This is a genomic window from Cupriavidus taiwanensis (assembly GCF_900250075.1).
GTDB lineage: Bacteria > Pseudomonadota > Gammaproteobacteria > Burkholderiales > Burkholderiaceae > Cupriavidus > Cupriavidus taiwanensis_C.
The window spans coordinates 2,670,270-2,688,440 of the sequence record NZ_LT977071.1 but is presented as its reverse complement, the minus strand read 5'-3'; the positions used below and the strand labels follow the sequence as shown (position 1 = coordinate 2,688,440).

The following is an 18,171-nucleotide window of genomic DNA, read 5'->3' as shown; positions in this document are numbered from 1 at the left end:
CACATCATGAATGCATTGATCAAAACTGCGTGTCGTGCGGCCATCGCGGCTTCGGCCTTGGCGTCAGGCATCGCCATGGCAGCCTACCCGGATAAGCCTGTGCGCATTGTTGTGCCATACCCGCCGGGTGGCGCATCCGATACGACCGCGCGGGTGCTGGGCGAGAAGCTGAAGGAAGTCACCGGTGCCACCTTTGTGGTCGAGAACCGGCCCGGCGCAAACGGAAATATCGCGGCTGAGATGGTGGCCAAGTCGCCGGCAGATGGCTATACGCTGCTGATGGCGAACGTCGGCCCGAATGCGATCAGCCAGTCGATCTACCCGAACCTCGGCTACGACGTCAACAAGAGCTTCGCCCCAATCGGGCAAACCACCACGGTGCCGATCGTGCTGGTGGCCGGACCGAAGGTCAAGGCGGCGGATATCAAGGGGCTGGTGGCAGAAGTCAAGGCCAATCCGGGTAAGTACACCTTTGCGTCGGCCGGCAATGGCTCCTCCAATCACCTGGTTGGCGAGATGTTCAACGCTGGGCTGAAGACGGACATGATGCACGTGCCCTATAAGGGCGATGGCCCGGCTCTGACCGATGTGATGGCCGGGCAGGTGTCCATGATGTTCACTACGGCCGTTGCTGCGCGTCCTTTCGTGACTGGAGGAAAGCTCAAGCTCATCGCTGTGGCAAGTAAGAAGCGCGTGCCGGCGTTCCCCGATGCACCGACAATCGATGAATCCGTGCTTAAGGGATTCGACGCCTCTTCGTGGGGCGGTCTCGTTGCACCCGCCGGAACTTCGCCGGAAATCATCAAGCAACTGAGTGCCGCCCTGATGAAGGTGCTTGCCATGCCGGAAGTGAAGAGCCAGTTGGCGACGCTTGGTGCCGAAGTGGTGGCAACCAGGCCTGACGAGTTTGCCCGCTATATCAAGAGCGAAACCGACAAGTGGGGCGCTGTCGCGAAGTCGGCAAAGGTGGTCGCTGAATAAGCCAGCCCGGAATGCGAACGGCCCTTGAGACCTGGTCTGGTCTCAAGGGCCGATTGCGTTTGTCCCGTCGCGCTGTACGGGACATCGGCAAAGCGGCAAGCCCAAAGTCCCCTCTACGATTTGGGGCGCTGTTTTCCGCGCCCGCACGGGACTAAGGCGCCGCTATGATTTTCACCGCAGCAGTACTTTCCCGAGCGATCAGCTCCGGCTCGAATTCGTCCTGCAGATCGTCCCGCCGTGCCCCGCCTTCTATCTGCGCAATAATGTTCCGCGCGGTCAGTTCCCCGATACGCACGGGATTCGACCGCATGGTTGTCAGGGTCGGCGTGATAAGTTCGGCGACCTGCCAGTCCCCGAAACCGGTCACAGAGATATCGTCCGGAATGGACCGGCCCAGGGCGCGGCACTCTGCGATGGCGGCGACCGCGATGAAGTCGTTTATGCAGATCAGCGCGGTAGGCCGATGTGGACTGGTCAGGCAGGCGCGCGCCGCGGCGCGCGCCGGCTCGACCTCATAGGGCGTGGGCAGGACCAGTTCCTCGCGCAGTGCAATGCCATGTTCGCTGAGCACGTCCTTGACGCCTTCGAGCCGCTGGACCGACAGGTGCTGGGTGTGCAGCGGCCCCGGGAGGACGGCGAATTCCCGGTGCCCAAGGTTTACCAGATAGGCGGTCAGCCGCCGCATCGCGAGCCGGTTGTCGTAGCCAACCGTCGGATGGCTGCCTTCGCGATCCGTTGCCCACATCAGCACATAGGGGACATTGTGCTTATGGATCAGCGAGAAGACGTCGGGGTGGTGCTGCGAGCCGATGATGGCGATGCCGTCCACGCGCCGCTCCAGCATTTCCCGCGCGCAGCGCAACTCGATTTCGCTGTTGTCGCGATGGCACGTCAGAAGAACGGTATAGCCGAGCGCTTCGAGCTGCTTCTCCAGGCTGTCCACGGCTCTGGCGTACAGTTCGTTCATCAGCGTCGGGGCGATGATGCCGATGGACATGGTCCGTCCCGAACGCAGGATCCGGGCAGCGGCAAAAGGCACGTAGTCGAGGCTGGCAATCGCTTCCTGCACGCGCTTCAGCGTCTCAGGCCGCAGCAGTTCAGGTGCCGACAACGCGCGCGATACGGTGGCGGAAGACACGCCGGCAAGGAGAGCGACCTGTTTCACGTTGACCATATTCGGCATGCCTCGAAAGCGAAGGGAAGAGCAAGGTTGAAGTGAAGGATGAGCCCGTCCAAGGATGCCCTGGCGGCCCAGCCCGACGCCGCATTGTATCGTCGAGGGACAAGTCCGCTGGTCAGGAACGCCATGCAAGCGCCGGTCGAGGCCATGCGACCGGCGCCTGCCGCGGCTAGTCGAGCCGCACCTTCGAAGCGTCCGCAACCTTCTTCCACTTGGCAAGTTCGGCGCGAAGGAAGGCGTCAAACGACTCCGGCGTGCCGCCGACGATCTCGGCGCCCTGAGCCAGCAGCTTCTCCCGGATGTCCTGATATTGCAGCGCCTTGTTGAACTCGGCATTCATCTTGGTGATGATGGCCGCCGGGGTGCCGGTCGGCACCATGAAGCCGCCCCAGGATACGGCCTCATAGCCGCTAATGCCCAGTGCTTCGTCTACCGTGGGAACATCCGGCAAGGACGGGAGGCGCTTCTTGCTGGTGACCGCAAGCGCGCGCAGCTTGCCGCTCTTGACCTGCGGCATGCCGGCCAGGGCCGTCGGCAGCGCGACATGGATCTGCCCGCCCAGCACGTCGGTCAGCGAGGGTGCGTCGCCCTTGTAAGGGACATGCGCCATCTTGACGCCCGCCATGGTATTGAGCAGCTCGCCCGCCAGGTGGTTGCTCGCCCCGTTGCCTGCCGAGCCGAAGGTAATCTCGCCAGGCTTATCCTTGGCCATCGCGATCAGTTGCTTCAGATCCTTGATGGGGGAGTTCGCCGCCGTGACGATGACCAGCGGAACCGTGGTCGCCAGGATCACGGGCGCGAAATCCTTGACCGAGTCATAAGGCAGTTTCGAATAGACCGCAGGATTGATGGCATTCGGTCCAAGGTTGGCCATCAGCACCGTATATCCGTCCGCGGCCGATTTCGCCACGAGTTCGTTGGCGATGATGCCGTTGGCGCCCGGCCGGTTCTCGATGACGACCGATTCTCCCCAAGCCTGGCTAAGCTTTGCGCTCAGCAGCCTGGCGGTGACATCCGAAGCGCCCCCGGGCGGATAGGGCAGGACCACCCGGACCGGCTGGGCGGGCCAGTCCTTGGCCGCCGCGTGCGGCGAGGCGGAGATCGCTGCCAGGCAAAGCAGGGCGGCGGACGCTTGTCGTAGATATCGATGCATGATGGGTCTCCTGTCTCCTGATGCGATCCTGCTTCGGGATCGCGCTTGTGCTACCTGCGCTTCAAATCGTTCCCCCCCGGCGCAATCCCGAAATCCGGTCCGCGGACCAGCCGAGGTCGCGGCTCAGGATGTCGTCCGTATGCTCGCCGAGCACCGGCGGCGCACGCCGATACTCGACAGTGGAGCGGGAGAACTTGATCGGGTTGGCGATCTGTGGCGCGATCGCTCCGCTTCCATGGGGAAGCGAGAACACCATGCCGCGCGACTGCACTTGCGGATCCGACAAGGCCTGCGGAATCGTATGGATCGGTCCGCACGGCACGCCGGCGGCTTCCAGTTTGACCAGCCAGCCTCCCGTGTCGCGGCCACGGAACCGCTCCGCCAGCAAGAACACCAGGCTCTCGCGGTGCTTCAGGCGTGCGGCGTTGGTCGCGTAGCGCTCGTCGCGTGCCAGTTCGCCCAGGTCCAGTGCGTCGCACAGGGCGCCGAACTGCCGGTCGTTGCCGACGGCAACGATCAGCGCGCCATCGCTGGTCGCGAACGACTGGTAGGGCGCGAGGTTCGGATGGGCGTTCCCCCAACGTCGTGGCTCGGCACCCGCTACCAGATAGTTGGACGCCTGGTTCGCAAGCCACGCGACCTGCGTGTCGAGCAGGCTCATGTCGATGTACTGGCCGCGTGCGCTCCCGACCCGTTCGAACAAGGCGCTGACGATGGCCACGGATGCGTACATCCCCGTCATCAGGTCCGAGATCGGTACGCCGCATTTCTGCGGCCCGCCGCCGGGGCGGTCATCGCACTCGCCGGTGATGCTCATGAGCCCGCCCATGGCCTGTACCACGAAGTCGTAGCCGGCCCGGTGGCTGTACGGCCCGGTCTGCCCGAAGCCGGTGATCGAGCAGTACACCAGGCGTGGATTGAGCGCCGCCAGCGTGTCGTAGTCCAGCCCATAGCGCCGCATGTCGCCGCACTTGTAGTTCTCGACGAAGACGTCGGCCGTCTTAGCCAGTTCGCGCAGCACGGTCTGTCCCGCCTCGCTGCTGACGTCCACGGTGATCGAGCGCTTGCCGCGATTGGCGCAGAGAAAATAGGCCGACTCCGCCGTCAGGGTGCCGTCTTCCCGGGCAAGGAAGGGCGGCCCCCAGGCGCGCGTATCGTCCCCGCTGCCGGGCCGCTCCACCTTGATCACGTCGGCACCGAGGTCCGACAGCAACTGGGTGCTCCACGGTCCCGCAAGGATGCGGCTCAGGTCGAGCACCCGGACGCCTTCCAAAGGTCCTGCCATGGTTTTGCCTCCTGTGAATGCCCGGGCTTCAGCTCGGGTCGAACAGCACGCCGGGATTCAGGATCTGCTTCGGGTCGAACGCTTGCTTGGCCGCCTTGAGCGCGGTGCAGAACAGCTCGGGCCGCTCCTTGTCATACCAGGGACGATGATCCCGTCCGAGCGCGTGGTGGTGGGTGACGGTGCCGCCGGCGTCCACCATGGCCTGTTCCGCCACCCGCTTGATTGCCATGTACTGCTCGGGAATGCGGGCCTTGTCGCCATAGGCAAACCAGGTGAAGTAGGGCGCGGGGCCGTCCGGATACAGGTGGGTGAAGCGGCACGTCACCGAGCCCGGGCGCCCCGTCACTTCGCGGATGATGCGATGCGTCTCGTTCTTGACGTGCTGGTGAAGTGCGGCGAAGCGGTCCCATGTGACGGCGGTTTCCATGGTTTCGCGCATGACGCCGCGTGCAATGGCGTACTCGCGCAGATAGGGGCCGCGCAGGAACTTGTTGCGCCAGCTTGCCGTGGCCGAATCGGCACCTTCCTCGTTGGTTGCAGCGGTCTCCCAATCGCCTTCGCACGCCGCGCAGATCTCCAGCGCGCGCGCCATCCACGCATCGACCGGGTGATCCGCCGACTCGAAGCCCAGCACGAGGATGTCATAGGAGCCGTCGCTGGAGCCGGTGTAGGCTGCCTCCTCGCGCTCGACCAGGCGCGCGTTCGCGGGGTTCAGGCCAGACTGGGACAGCAGCCGTGTCGCCTCGACGGCCTTGGCATAGTCGCGGAAGCGCACCGTGGTCTGCTTGCGGTAGACCGGGCGGCGGTGCAGCTTGACCCAGGCCTCGGTAATGATGCCAAGCGCGCCCTCCGAGCCCAGGAACAGCCGGTCGGGATTGGGGCCCGAGCCCGATACCGGAAAGCGGCGCGACTCGATGTTGCCTGCGGGGGTCACCACCTTGAGGCTTTCGATGTGGTCGTCGATCTGCGTGTATGCCGTGGCGAAATGCCCGGCGGCGCGGGTCGCGATCCAGCCCCCCAGCGACGAGAATTCCCATGCCTGCAGGAAAAAGCGCATGGTCAGCCCGGTCGGCTTGAGCTGGCGTTCCAGGCTTGGCCCGAGCACGCCGGCCTGGATGCGCGCGGCTTGCGAAGTCTGGTCGACTTCCAGCACCTTGTCGAAGTGTTTCAGGTCGAGCGTGAGGACGCCCCGGTAGCGATCGTGCTCCGGAGGGTTCACCCCGCCGACCACGCTGGAGCCGCCGCCGTAGGGAACGACGGCAAGCTGTTGGCGGCCGCACCAGTCGAAGAGATCGACGATGTCCTGTTCGGTCCGGGGATACGCTACCACGTCTGGCGGATTCGGGAACTCCTTCCGAATGGCCCGCGCCACGTCCACCGTACCGGCGCCATAGGTGTGATAAAGGCGCTCGTAGTGGTCGGTCGTGCAGATCTCACGCAGCGTTGCAGGCGGCTGCACGCGCGGCGCGCGAAGTTCGATTTCGTCCGCGGTGGGGAAGGGCATGGCCTCGAATTGCTCGACCCCCAGCAACCGGCTCCACGCGGCCTCGAACTCCGAGATTTCCTGCGGCGTGACGGTGTCTCCTTCGTAGCCCCAGCCATAAAACTTCCGACGGCGTTCCTGCATGTCGATGTCTCCTGTGTGGTTTTGGCGCAATGTAATCGATTACATTTTCGTACAAAAAATACTGCGAAACCGCAGCATAGACCGCTAAACCTGCAATGCAATCGATTACATCAGTGTAGGCGAGGGGAGAATGAAGTCAAGGGCGAAAAACGGGATGTTCAGTGGAAGCGGGACGACGATGGAAGACGTGGGGAGAAGGGGGGCAAGGGATGGAAGCGGTTAGGGCACGGGGTGTAGAAGAGCCAGCTGCGCCAGTCAGGCTCTCAGCCACAGCATGGGCCCGGCCTTGCCGGGACATTTTCTCTGGGATCCGGATACGCCCCTATTTCGATCGCAACGCGTGCGGCCCGCGCTCCAGGATCTTGTACAGGTGCGAGCGGGAAATCCCCAGCTGCTCGGCCGCGCGTTTCTTGTTGCCGCCGTGGCGCGCGACGGCTTCGGTCACCGCGGCATAGGCCAGTTCCCGCATCCCCGCGGCGGGCTCGGCAGGCGAGCGCTGTGCGGCAGTGGGTAAGGGCAGGTCGTCCGTCGCGGCCGCCTCGTAGGGATCCGCAGCCGTGGGCGCATGCACGGCGGGCTGGCTTTGCGGTCCCGCTAGCCCGCGCGCCGACTCGCCGCGGGCAAAGTCCGCCACGCGCAGCGTCCGGCCATCGCAGAACACCAATGCCTCCTCGATGCGCTGGCGCAACTGGCGCACATTGCCGGGCCATGGCTGGCCGGCGAGGTAACGCGCCACTTCGTGGTCGATGCCCGGCGCCGGCATGGCGTTGCGCGTGCAGAAGGCGTCGACGAAATGCTGCAGCAGCGCCGGGATGTCCTCGCGCCGCTGGCGCAGCGCGGGAATGCGCAGCACCACGCCGCTGAGCCGGTAGTACAGGTCCAGGCGGAATCGCCCGGCGTCGATCAGCTCGGGAATGTCGCGGTTGGTGGCCGAGACCAGCCGGAACTCGACCCGCTGCGCGCGGCGGCTGCCCAGGCGTTCGACCATGTGGTCTTCGAGCACGCGCAACAGCTTGACCTGCATTTCCATCGGGATGTCGGCGACCTCGTCGAGAAAGACCGTGCCGCCCGCCGCCAGTTCAAGCTTGCCCGCCTGCCCCTGGCGCTGGCTCCCGGTGAAGGCGCCGGGCGCGTGGCCGAACAGTTCGGACTCGATCAGCGTTGCGGGCAGTGCCGCCAGGTTCAGGCTGACCAGCGGCCGCGCGCTGGCCGGCTCGGCGCCGGCGCCGTGGATGGCGCGGGCCACCAGTTCCTTGCCGGTGCCGCTTTCGCCCAGGATCAGCACCGGCACGTCAAGCCGGGCCACGGTCTGGATTTCGCGGCGCAGGCGCTGCATCGGCGCGCTTTCGCCGATCAGGCCGAACGTCGGTTGCGGTGCGTGCAGGCCATGGCGAAGGCCATCGACCTCGCGCTGGTAGCGCGCCACCTCGGAGCGCAATTCAACCAGTTCCTTGTGCATGCGGACCAGCGCTTCCGGCCCCTTGAACATGACCTGCCCGATGGCGCCCACCACCTCGCCGTCCTGGCGGATCGGCATGCGGTTGACCACGCGGGTGGCGCCGTCAAGCTGCTGCAACTGCCCGATCTCCGCCTTGCCGCTGGCCACCACCTGCGGCAGCCGCGAATTGGGGATGACCTCGGCGGCCGGACGGCCGATGCCGGCGCCGGTGTCGAGGCCCAGGAATTTCTCATGGACGGGGCTGATGAAGCGCACCCGTCCCGCCTTGTCGACCACGGTGATGGCCTGGTACGGGTCGTTCAGGAAGTAGTCCAGGATCGCGCCGGCGAACGGCACCGTGCCGAGGAAGTCGAGCAGCACGGCCTGGGTATCGGCGCGATGCAGGACGATCAGCTGGTGGTCGCCGTCTTCCATGCTCAGGCCAGTAAATCGCCGCGTGCCTGCCTCGACGGGGAAAAGCCGGCGCCCCTGGCCCGGCGTCTTGGCGTGCGCGCATGCTGCGAGCGCCGCATCGGCGATGGCGGGGTCCGTACAGGCTCCGATCGCCGCCAGCCGGGCCCCGTCGCGAGAACAGACCAGCACCCCGAGCGCTATTCCGTCGATGTGTTGTGTCGTCATTGAGGACACTTGATGTCTCCATGCGTGCCTCTGCTGCGGACACGTTTGTGTGCTTGTGGCGGACATCCTAACGGCGCCCCGGTATTTATTCAATGAAATCAATGCGTAATTGACGGTTCTGTGGCTGGCACGGCTCATGCGGAGTGTTGGCGACACTATGTACCGCGTAAAGACACAGGAGAAGTCAGTGAGCTGGCAGCCCGAAATCGATGAACTGGCCCACCGTCGACGGCTCGCCGCCCGGATGGGCGGCGAAGGCAAGGTGGAGCGCCACAAGGCGGCCGGCAAGCTGACGGTGCGCGAGCGCATCGATGCCCTGGCGGACCCGGGCTCGTTCCGCGAGGTCGGGGGCCTGACCGGCAGCGGCCGCTACGACAGCAACGGGCGGCTGGTGGACCTGGTGCCGTCGAACCTGGTGATGGGCCGCGCGCAGGTCGGCGGCCGGCCGGCGGTGCTGGTGGGGGACGACTTCACCGTGCGCGGGGGTGCCAACGAGGGCGCAGTCGGCGACAAGCTGGTCCACGCCGAGAAGATGGCGCACGACCTGCGGCTGCCGATGATCCGGCTGGTCGACGGCACCGGCGGCGGCGGTTCGGTGCGCAATATCGAGATCAAGGGCCATACCCTGATCCCCACCATGAAGGTCTGGCAACACGTGGTGGAAAACATGTCGGTGGTGCCGGTGGTGTCGCTGGCATTGGGCTCGGTCGCGGGCATGGGCGCCGCGCGGGTGGCCGCCAGCCACTATTCGGTGATGGTCAGGGAAACCTCGCAACTGTTCAGCGAGGGCCCGCCGTCGGTCGTGGCCCGCGTGGGCGAGGCGCTGAGCAAGAACGAGCTGGGAGGCAGCCAGATCCACACCCGCAACGGCGTGGTGGACGATGAGGTTGGCACCGAGCAGGAGGCCTTCGCGCGCGCGCGCCAATTCCTGTCCTATCTGCCGCCTTCCGTCTTTGAGCTGCCGCCGCGCCGGGAGCCCGGGGACGACCCCGCGCGCCGCGACGAATGGCTGCTGTCGGCGATTCCGCGGGACAGCCGGGCGGATTACAAGATCCGGCCGATCCTGCAGGCCCTGGTGGATGCCGACTCCTGCTTCGAGATCGGCAGGCACTGGGGCTGCGCCGTCATCACCGCGCTGGCCCGCCTGGATGGCTGGCCGGTGGCGCTGATCGCCAGCGACCCGTCCTTCCATGGCGGCAGCTGGGACAGCGACAGCGCCGAGAAATTCACGCGCTTCGTCGACATGGCCCAGGCCTTCCACCTGCCGGTGGTCAACCTGGTCGATACGGCCGGGTTCCAGGTAGGCCTGGACGCCGAAAAGGCAGGGATCATGCGCTACGGCGTGCGCGCGCTGTCGGCGCTCTACCAGGCCACGGTGCCGTGGTGCTCGGTGCTACTGCGCCGTGCCTACGGCGTGTCGGCAGCCGCCCACCAGCACATGGGGCGCTTCAATTTCCGCTATGCCTGGCCTTCCGCCAACTGGGGCGCATTGCCGCTCGAAGGCGGCCTCGACGTCGCCTACAAGGCCGAGATCGAAGGCGCCGACGATCCGGTGCAGAAGCGCGCCGAGATCGAGCTGCGCGTGCGCAGCCTGACCTCGCCTTTCCGCAGCGCGGAAGCCTTCGTCATCGAGGACATCATCGACCCGCGCGACACCCGCGCGCTGCTGTGCGAGTTCGCCAACCTGGCGGCGCCGCTGCGCGAGGCCGGGATCAGCCGCTTTGGCATCCGGCCCTGAGCGCGCGCTGGACTCGGGCACCCACGGACATCGAATTACAGAGAGGAGACTGCATTGAAGAAGCTGTTGATCGCCAATCGAGGGGAGATCGCGCTGCGCGTGCTGCGCGCCGCACGCGATCTCGAGATCGGGACCGTGTCGGTCTATTCGCAGGACGACCAGGGCGCGCTGCACCGGATCCTGGCCGACGAGGCCGTCGCCCTCGACGGCGCAGGGCCGGCGGCGTACCTCGACATGGCAGGCATCATCGCCGCGGCCAAGGCATGCGGCTGCGATGCGATCCATCCGGGCTATGGCTTCCTCAGCGAACGGGCGGACTTTGCCCAGGCCTGCGAGGACACCGGCATCCGCTTTATCGGCCCCACCGTCGAGCAGCTCGCGCTGTTCGGCGACAAGGGGCGAGCGCTTGAACTGGCGGCCGACAGCGACGTGCCGGTCATGCCGGCGACGCGCGGCGCGGCCTCGCTGGAAGACATCGCCAGTTTCTTCGACCAGCAAGGCGGCGCGGGCGTGGTGATCAAGGCGGTCGGCGGTGGCGGCGGTCGCGGCATGCGCGTGGTACGCCGGCGCGAAGACCTGGCCGAAGCCTATGCGCGCTGCCGTTCCGAGGCGGGCTCGGCCTTTGGCATCGATGCCGTCTACGCCGAGCGGCTGGTTGCGCGCGCGCGCCATATCGAAGTGCAGATCGCCGGCGACGGCGCGCACGTGATTGCCCTCGGCGAACGCGATTGCACCCTGCAGCGCCGCTTCCAGAAGCTGGTCGAGATTGCCCCCAGCCCGGTGCTGAAGCCGCAGCTGCGCGAGCAGATCATCAAGGCGGCGCTCAGGCTGGCGCGCCGCGTCAACTACCAGAGCCTGGGCACTTTCGAGTTCCTGGTCGAGGAAACCGAATCGGGCGAGCAGAAGGACTTTGTCTTCATCGAAGCCAATCCGCGCTTGCAGGTCGAGCACACCATCACCGAGCAGGTCACCGGCGTCGACCTGGTCGCGCTGCAGATCGGTATCGCCGCGGGGCAGGCGCTCGCCGATCTCGGCCTGGATCCCGCTGCGCCGCCGCAAGCCCGCGGCTATGCCATCCAGGTGCGCATCAATGCGGAGATGACCGATGCACAGGGCCTGGCGCGTCCCGCACACGGCCGGCTGGAGCGCTTCGATCCGCCTTCGGGCCCGGACGTTCGCGTCGATTCCCATGGCTACACCGGCTATGAACCGTCGCCCAATTTCGACACCCTGCTGGCCAAGCTGATCGTCACCAGCGCAGCGCCGAAATTCGACGCGGCGGTACGGCGCCTGCAGCGCAGCCTGGCGGAGTTCCGCATCGCCGGCGTGCCGACCAACCTCCACCTGCTGCGTGCGCTGGTGCAGCGCGCCGATTTCCTCGCGCAGGACGTCCATACCCGGCACTTCGAGGCGATCGTGCACGAACTGACTGCGGCGGCGGAGGCCATGGCGCAGGCCGGACGCGCGCACGAAGCCTTGCTGGGCGGCGCGGCTCGTGCTGCGCAGGCGCACGCGCCGCGCCCCGCCGATGCGGAAGAGGAAATCGGCGAGGGCCTGGTGGCGGTCCGTGCGCCGCTGACGGGCAGGGTGGTGGAGATTGGCGTCGCGCTGGACGAAATCGTCAAGCCCGGCCAGACGGTTGCGGTGCTCGACGCCATGAAGATGGAGCACGCCATCGTCGCCGAATGCGGCGGGCGCGTGGTCGACCTGCGGCTGGAGCCGGGCGCGCTGGCTGCGGAAAACCAGGTGCTGATCGTGCTGGAGCAGCTCGAGGCCGATGGCATCGCCGTGGCCGCCGCGCAGCAGGCCGATCCCGATGCGATCCGCGCGGACCTGCAGCGCGTGCTGGACCGGCATGCCTACCTGGATGACGCCGCGCGCCCCGATGCCGTCGCCAGGCGCCGCTCGCGCGGCCAGCGCACCGCGCGCGAGAACGTTGCCGACCTGTGCGATCCGGATACCTTTGTCGAATACGGGGCGCTGGCGCTTGCCGCGCAGGCTTCGCGCCGCAGCCAGCAGGACCTGATCGTCAACACCCCGGCCGATGGCCTGATCACCGGCATTGGCCATATCAACGGCGAACTGGTGGGCAAGGAGCGGGCACGCAGCGCGGTGATGGCCTACGACGCCACGGTGATGGCCGGCACGCAGGGCAAGCGCAACCACATCAAGACCGACCGCATCGTCGAGGTGGCGCTGCGCGACGAGCTGCCGCTGGTGCTGTTCGGCGAAGGCGGTGGCGGCCGGCCCGGGGACGTGGATTTCCCTTCGGTGTCCGGGCTGTACCAGCCGTCGTTCGCCGCCTTTGCCGAGCTGAGCGGCAATGTGCCGGTGGTGGGCATTGTCTCGGGGCGCTGCTTCGCCGGCAACGCGGCCTTCGTTGGCTGCTGCGACGTCATCATTGCCGACAAGTCGGCCAATATCGGCATGGCGGGTCCGGCCATGATCGAAGGCGGCGGCCTCGGCGTCTTCCGTCCGGAGGAGGTCGGTCCCGCATCGGTGCAGGTTGCCAACGGCGTGGTCGATATCCTGGTCGACAACGAGGCCCAGGCCGTGCAGGCGGCGAAGCACTACCTGTCGATGTTCCAGGGGCGCGTGGAACACTGGAGCGCGCCGCAAGCGCTGGCGCTGCGCCATGTCGTGCCGGAGAACCGGCTGCGCGTGTACGACACCCGCAAGGCCATCGAGGGCATCGCCGACGTCGGCAGCGTGCTGATGCTGCGCGCCGGCTTCGGCGCGGGCATCCACACCGCGCTGGCCCGCGTGGAAGGCCAGCCCGTCGGCATCATGGCCAACAACCCCTATCACCTTGGCGGCGCCATCGATGCGGACGCCGCGGACAAGGCGTCGCGCTTCATGCAGCTGTGCGACGCGCACGGCCTGCCGATCATCTCGCTGATCGACACCCCGGGGTTCATGGTGGGTCCGGAATGCGAGGCCCGGGCGCAGGTGCGGCACGTGTCGCGCATGTTCCTGACGGCGGCCAAGCTGCGGGTCGCGTTGCTGGCGGTGACGCTGCGCAAGGGCTATGGCCTGGGTGCGATGGCCATGGCGGGCGGTGGCTTCCGCTCGGCAAGTTTTACCGTGTCATGGCCGACCGGCGAATTCGGGCCGATGGGTCTGGAGGGCGCGGTCAGGCTGGGGTTCAAGAAGGAGCTCGAGGCCGTGCCGGATGGTCCCGAGCGCAAGGCGCTGTTCGACAGGCTGGTGGCCCAGTCCTACGAGCGCGGCCACGCGATCAACACCGCGGCCGCGGTCGAGATCGATGCGGTGATCGACCCCGCGCAGACCCGCAAGTGGATCGCCCAGGGCATCGCCTCGGCGGACTTGCGCGGCCGCAGGGAGCGCCGCGGATTCATCGATGCGTGGTAAAGCACCGTGCCCGACCAATCGCTGCACACAGCACAAGAGGGTTCCATGATGAAGCATGGGTTTGACCCGGCGCAGCTGGCGCTGGGCGGCTTGCGCGTGCTCGAGGTCGGCAGCGGCCCGGCGCTGGCGTACGCGGGCAAGCTGTTTGCCGACTTCGGCGCCGAAGTCATCAAGGTCGAAAGCCCCGCCGGCGACGCGTGGCGGCGGATGCCGCCGCTGGTCAGCGCAGCGGATGCCGGCCAGCCGGAAAGCGCGTTGTTTGCGTGGCTGAATACCAACAAGCGAAGCGTTGCCACCGACGACCGGGACGTAGAAGACGCCGCGTGGCTGGCGCAGCTGGCGCTGACGTGCGACGTGGTGCTGGACGCCCGTGCGCTGGCTGAAGGCCCTGGCATTCTCGGCACCCCGGTCTGGCAGCGGGCGACCGGCGACACGCAACGGCACGAGCCGATCGAGGTGGCACTGACCTGGTTCGGCGAGAGCGGGCCGTACAGCCATTACGCCGGCGCCGAAGCCGTGTGCCGCGCGCTCGCCGGCGCCGTGCACGGCAGCGGCCCCGCGGAGGGGCCGCCGCACATGCCGCACGACGTGCAGTCGGCGATCGTGGTCGGGCTGAGCGCATTCTCGGCCGCCGTCGCGGCGCTGATCGGAAGCGGGCAGGGCAGCCGCCGCTATGTGCTGAGCGCCCACGAAGCGGTCTTCGGCGTGGTCGAGATGGAAGCGGGCATGGTGCAGGACCAGCGCCATCCGCTGCGGCGCCTTGGCGTCAACCGGTTCTGCGGCACGCATCCGGCCGGGATCTACCAGACCGCCGAAGGGTGGATCGGCATCTTTACGCACACGCTGCCGCAGTGGAAGGGCCTGTGCGAGGCCATCGGGCGTCCGGACCTCGGCAGCGATCCACGCTACGCCAGCGGCCCGGAACGGATGGAACGCGCCGACGAGATCGACGCGCTGCTGAGGCCTGCCTTCCTGACGCGCACGGCGCGGCAGTGGTTCGAGATCCTGGGCGACAAGAAGCATCCGGCCGTGATCGTGCCGACCATGGAGACCCTGCTTGGCCAGGCAGTGCACCGGCAGCGCGGCGCTTTCGTGCCGGTCGCCGTGGGCGGCGCCTCGTTCGAGGGCCCGGTGGTGCCGCTGCGCCTCGATGCGGCGGGGCCGCTGCCCGGCGGCAATGCGCCGGCGAAGGGCGCGCATGACCTGCACTACCGCACCGCGGGACTGGATCATCGCCCGCGCCTGAGCCTCAGGCGCACGGCCGGCGAGCGCTTGCCGCTGCAGGGCATTCGCGTCGTCGACCTGACCATGGGCTGGGCGGGGCCGCTGGCGGCGCGGACGCTGGCCGACTTTGGCGCGGAGATCATCAAGGTCGAGAGCACCGGCTATCCCGACTGGTGGCGCGGTGCCAATTTCACCGAGGCGTTCTATCGGGACAGGCTGTACGAGAAGAACTCGAACTTCAACCTGATGAACCGCAACAAGCTGGGGATCACGCTGGACCTGACGCGCCCCGAAGGCAAGCAGTTGCTGCTGCAGCTGGTCGAAAGCGCCGACGCGGTCATCGAGAATTACTCCGCCGAGGTCCTGCCAAAGCTCGGCCTGGACTACGAAGCACTGCGCGCCAGGAACGAACGGCTGGTGATGCTGTCGATGCCGGCCTTCGGACTCGGCAACGCGTGGAGCAATACCCGTGCGTACGGCGGCACGCTCGAGCAGGCCAGCGGGCTGCCGCTGTACACGGGCCACCCGGATGGTCCGCCGGCCATGACGTCGTACGCCTATGGCGATCCCGTCGGCGGCCTGAACGGCGGCGCGGCGATCCTGCTTGCGCTGTTTGCGCAGCAGACGACGGGGCAGGGGCGGCACATCAACCTGTCGCAGGTAGAGGCGATGCTGCCGATGGCCGCACCGTTCATGCTGGAGCAATCCGTCACCGGCGCCGTGTCGCCGCGGCAGGGCAATCGCCATCCGATGCATTCGCCGCATGGGTGCTTCCGTTGCGCAGGCGACGATGCATGGATCGTGCTGACGGTGACCGATGCGGACTGGCCCGCGCTGTGCGGGGCGCTCGGCCGGGCGGACCTTGCCGCCGATCCCCGCCTGGCGCAGGCCGCGGGACGGCGCGCCGAGGCGGACAGGATCGAGCAGGCGATCAAGTCCTGGTGCGTGGTCCGCGACGCCGAAGCGGCAATGCACCAGCTGCAACAGGCCCGAATCGCCGCGGGCGTGGTGCGGCCCATGTCGCAGGTGCTGCAGGACCCCCACCTGCGCGCGCGCGGGTTCTGGCGCGAAGTCGAGCGCGCCCACATCGGCACCTACACAGCCAGCACCGCTTGGTTCAGGACCGGGCCGGACCCCGTGCCCATCCGCCATGTCGCGCCAACGCTGGGCGAACACACCGAAACGGTGCTGCGCCGCGTGCTTGGGCTCAGCGCGGACCGGATCGCACTCCTGGCACAACAGGGCATCACCGGCACCGTCGCGAAACCAAAGCACGCGAAGGAAACGACATAGGCCGGCAAGCATTCAGCACACCATTCACGATACGGAGACGACATGAACAAACCGACATGGATCCAGCGCTGCCAGGCAGGCGCAAAGGCCGGCAAACTCAGCGTGGCGGCGGCCGCGCTTGGCATCCTGGCCACGACGATGGCCGCGCCGGCCGCGGCGCAGAATGCGGGCTGGCCCAACAAGCCGATCCGGATGATCGTTCCCTTTCCGGCGGGGTCGTTCACGGATACCGTGGCCCGGGTTCTTTCGGAGCGGCTGACCAAGTCCCTCGGCCAGCCTGTGGTAGTGGAAAACAAGGCGGGCGCGAACGGACTGATCGGCGTGGGCGAGGTCGCCAAGGCTGCGCCCGACGGCTATACCTTGCTGGTGACCAACTCCAGCAGCATCACCATCAACCCGCAGATCTACAAGAAGGGCACCTATTCGCCGAAGGACTTCACGCCGGTCACCCTGGTCCTCGAGGCGCCTTTCATCCTCGTCACCAACCCTGACTGGTCGCAGAAGAACGGGGTCGGTTCGGTGCCGGAGCTGGTGCGCTACGCGACGCAGCATCCCGGCAAGGTCAGCTATGGCTCGGCCGGGCCGGGCAATATCGCGCATCTCAGCTTTGCCATGCTGAACAACCGCACCAGGATCAAGACCACGCACATTCCGTACAAGTCCGCGGCACAGGCGCAACTGGCCGTGATCAGCGGTGAGCTGGATACGGCCTTCGATACCTGGACGGCGCTGCCTCAGATCAAGGCCGGCAAGCTCAAGCCCCTCGCCGTCAGCGCACCGAAGCGCATGGCGCAGTTGCCGGATGTGCCAACGCTGGAGGAGCTTGGCATCTCGCCCTTCGACGTGACCTTCTGGATCGGCATGCTGGTACCGGCCGGCACGCCGCCGCAGATCGTCCAGAAGCTCCATGCGGTCGCGCAGGGGCTGCTCGAGGACAGCAAGGCCAAGACAGCGCTGGGCCAGCAAGGCGATGTCGTGATGCTAGATCCGGCCAATTTCGCGAAGCGCGTGGCAAGGGAGGAAGGCAACTGGACGGCGGTGATCCAGCGCGAAGCCATCACGCTCGATTGAGCCGGCGGACGGCGCGGCGGGAGTGGCGGATTCCGCGGCGGTAATGACCCTAGAACCGATGCCGCATGCCGGCCCCTATGGTCTCGGCATGCGGCCGCCCTGTTACGCGGTCATAGAAATACGCGGCATACAGATCGGTCCGCTTTGACAAGTTGTAGTCATAGGCGATGCCGGCCGTATGCCGGCCCATTCCCGCCACATCGTTGCGTGTGTTGCCATAGGCGTAGGAGGCCAGCACACTGCCCGCCCCGACCGCAATCGACGCGCCGACCTGGCCGTTCGCATGCCGGATATCGCCCTGGGCGCCGTTGATGGCGGTGCGGATGTACTGTGCCTGCCCGAACAGCTTGGCGACACCGAAGTCATAGGTCACGCCCAGCTGCGCCGCCGTCTGCTTGTCGAAGCCGGCGAGGGCCGCGGGCGCTGTCACGTCGCCGGGGACGGTGTTGAACCTGACCTGCTGGAAGGCGGCCGTCGCGGCGAAGGCGCCGTTGAACCAGGTTAGGTTGCCACCCCATTTGTTCTGGCCGTTGCTGCCCGGCTGCTCGCCAAACGCGTAGATCAGGTTCACCGTCAGGCCGCCGGCGGTTGGCGAGGAGTACACGACCGAGTTCGACCATCCGGAGTCACCGATGATCCCGGGATCGAACACGCGTCCATCGGTCGCCGTCCTATAGGTATGGAAGATCGACGGTCCAAAGTTGTAGGAATCGACCAGCGGATTGAACAGGATCGTCGACAGGAAATATGGCGTGGTATTGCGCCCGAGCCGAACCGTGCCGTACTTCGATGATTGCAGCCCGGCATAGGCGCTGCGGGTCAGGAAGCCGTCGCTGTCGGAACGGCCGAAGCGCCCCGTGTCGACGCGGTAGAACCCGTTCAGGTCGAATATCGCCTTGAGCCCGTTACCGAGATCTTCGGTGCCGCGCATGCCCCAGTAGGAAGTCTGCATGCCGCCCGCGCCGACGATGGCCGTGCGCTCGCCGCCCGAGGCGCGGGTGCTGCCGACGAAGGCGTCGACCTGGCCATACAGGGTGACGCCGGATTGGGCCAGGGCCGGGTGTCCAAGGCTCGCGGCCATGGCGGCCGCTGCCAGGGCCGAGTGTTTTCGTTGCATGGTCTCCTCCAGCTTGTTTTCAGTTGGTGTGGTGTGGAAAAACTTGCCGGCGG

The 18,171-nt window shown here is 66.9% G+C and carries 11 protein-coding genes; 5 read left to right on the top strand and 6 right to left on the bottom strand.

Annotated elements, in window-relative coordinates:
- Positions 1 to 6 precede the first annotated feature (6 nt).
- The gene (locus tag CBM2588_RS28385; RefSeq protein ID WP_115683559.1) at positions 7 to 981 is read left to right on the top strand and encodes a Bug family tripartite tricarboxylate transporter substrate binding protein; all 975 of its coding nucleotides are present in this window, start codon (positions 7 to 9) and stop codon (positions 979 to 981) included.
- Positions 982 to 1,132: 151 nt separating this feature from the next.
- On the opposite strand, the gene CBM2588_RS28380 is transcribed toward CBM2588_RS28385, so the two are convergent.
- From CBM2588_RS28380 to CBM2588_RS28360, 5 genes are all read right to left on the bottom strand, one after another.
- On the bottom strand, positions 1,133 to 2,155 hold the full coding sequence (locus CBM2588_RS28380) for a LacI family DNA-binding transcriptional regulator (RefSeq protein WP_115683558.1): 1,023 nt from the start codon (positions 2,153 to 2,155) through the stop codon (positions 1,133 to 1,135).
- A gap of 175 nt (positions 2,156 to 2,330) precedes the next feature.
- The gene (locus tag CBM2588_RS28375) at positions 2,331 to 3,314 is read right to left on the bottom strand and encodes a tripartite tricarboxylate transporter substrate binding protein (protein WP_115683557.1); all 984 of its coding nucleotides are present in this window, start codon (positions 3,312 to 3,314) and stop codon (positions 2,331 to 2,333) included.
- Positions 3,315 to 3,375: 61 nt separating this feature from the next.
- Positions 3,376 to 4,599 (bottom strand): CaiB/BaiF CoA transferase family protein, encoded by a 1,224-nt coding sequence (locus CBM2588_RS28370; protein WP_172583683.1) that lies wholly within the window; start codon positions 4,597 to 4,599, stop codon positions 3,376 to 3,378.
- A 28-nt stretch (positions 4,600 to 4,627) separates the two neighbouring features.
- On the bottom strand, positions 4,628 to 6,226 hold the full coding sequence (locus tag CBM2588_RS28365; RefSeq protein ID WP_115683555.1) for an FAD-binding oxidoreductase: 1,599 nt from the start codon (positions 6,224 to 6,226) through the stop codon (positions 4,628 to 4,630).
- A gap of 322 nt (positions 6,227 to 6,548) precedes the next feature.
- The gene (locus CBM2588_RS28360; protein ID WP_231942307.1) at positions 6,549 to 8,303 is read right to left on the bottom strand and encodes a sigma-54 interaction domain-containing protein; all 1,755 of its coding nucleotides are present in this window, start codon (positions 8,301 to 8,303) and stop codon (positions 6,549 to 6,551) included.
- A gap of 187 nt (positions 8,304 to 8,490) precedes the next feature.
- On the opposite strand from CBM2588_RS28360, the gene CBM2588_RS28355 reads away from it, so the two are divergent.
- From CBM2588_RS28355 to CBM2588_RS28340, 4 genes are read left to right on the top strand one after another with little or no spacing between them, the layout of a single operon-like run.
- Positions 8,491 to 10,041, top strand: coding sequence for an acyl-CoA carboxylase subunit beta (locus CBM2588_RS28355; RefSeq protein WP_115683553.1), 1,551 nt, complete (start codon positions 8,491 to 8,493; stop codon positions 10,039 to 10,041).
- A gap of 54 nt (positions 10,042 to 10,095) precedes the next feature.
- Positions 10,096 to 13,413 carry an acetyl-CoA carboxylase family protein gene (locus tag CBM2588_RS28350; RefSeq protein ID WP_115683552.1) on the top strand — a complete coding sequence of 1,106 codons (3,318 nt, stop codon included), beginning with the start codon at positions 10,096 to 10,098 and terminating at the stop codon, positions 13,411 to 13,413.
- A gap of 45 nt (positions 13,414 to 13,458) precedes the next feature.
- Entirely contained in the window at positions 13,459 to 15,930 is a 2,472-nt protein-coding gene (locus CBM2588_RS28345; protein ID WP_115683551.1) for a CaiB/BaiF CoA-transferase family protein, read from the top strand.
- Between the two features lie 42 nt (positions 15,931 to 15,972).
- Positions 15,973 to 17,001, top strand: coding sequence for a tripartite tricarboxylate transporter substrate binding protein (locus CBM2588_RS28340; RefSeq protein WP_115683550.1), 1,029 nt, complete (start codon positions 15,973 to 15,975; stop codon positions 16,999 to 17,001).
- Between the two features lie 49 nt (positions 17,002 to 17,050).
- Here the strand turns inward: CBM2588_RS28340 and CBM2588_RS28335 are convergent, their stop codons facing one another.
- Complete coding sequence (locus CBM2588_RS28335) at positions 17,051 to 18,118, bottom strand: porin (RefSeq protein ID WP_115683549.1); 1,068 nt, start codon at positions 18,116 to 18,118, stop codon at positions 17,051 to 17,053.
- Between the last annotated feature and the right edge of the window lie 53 nt (positions 18,119 to 18,171).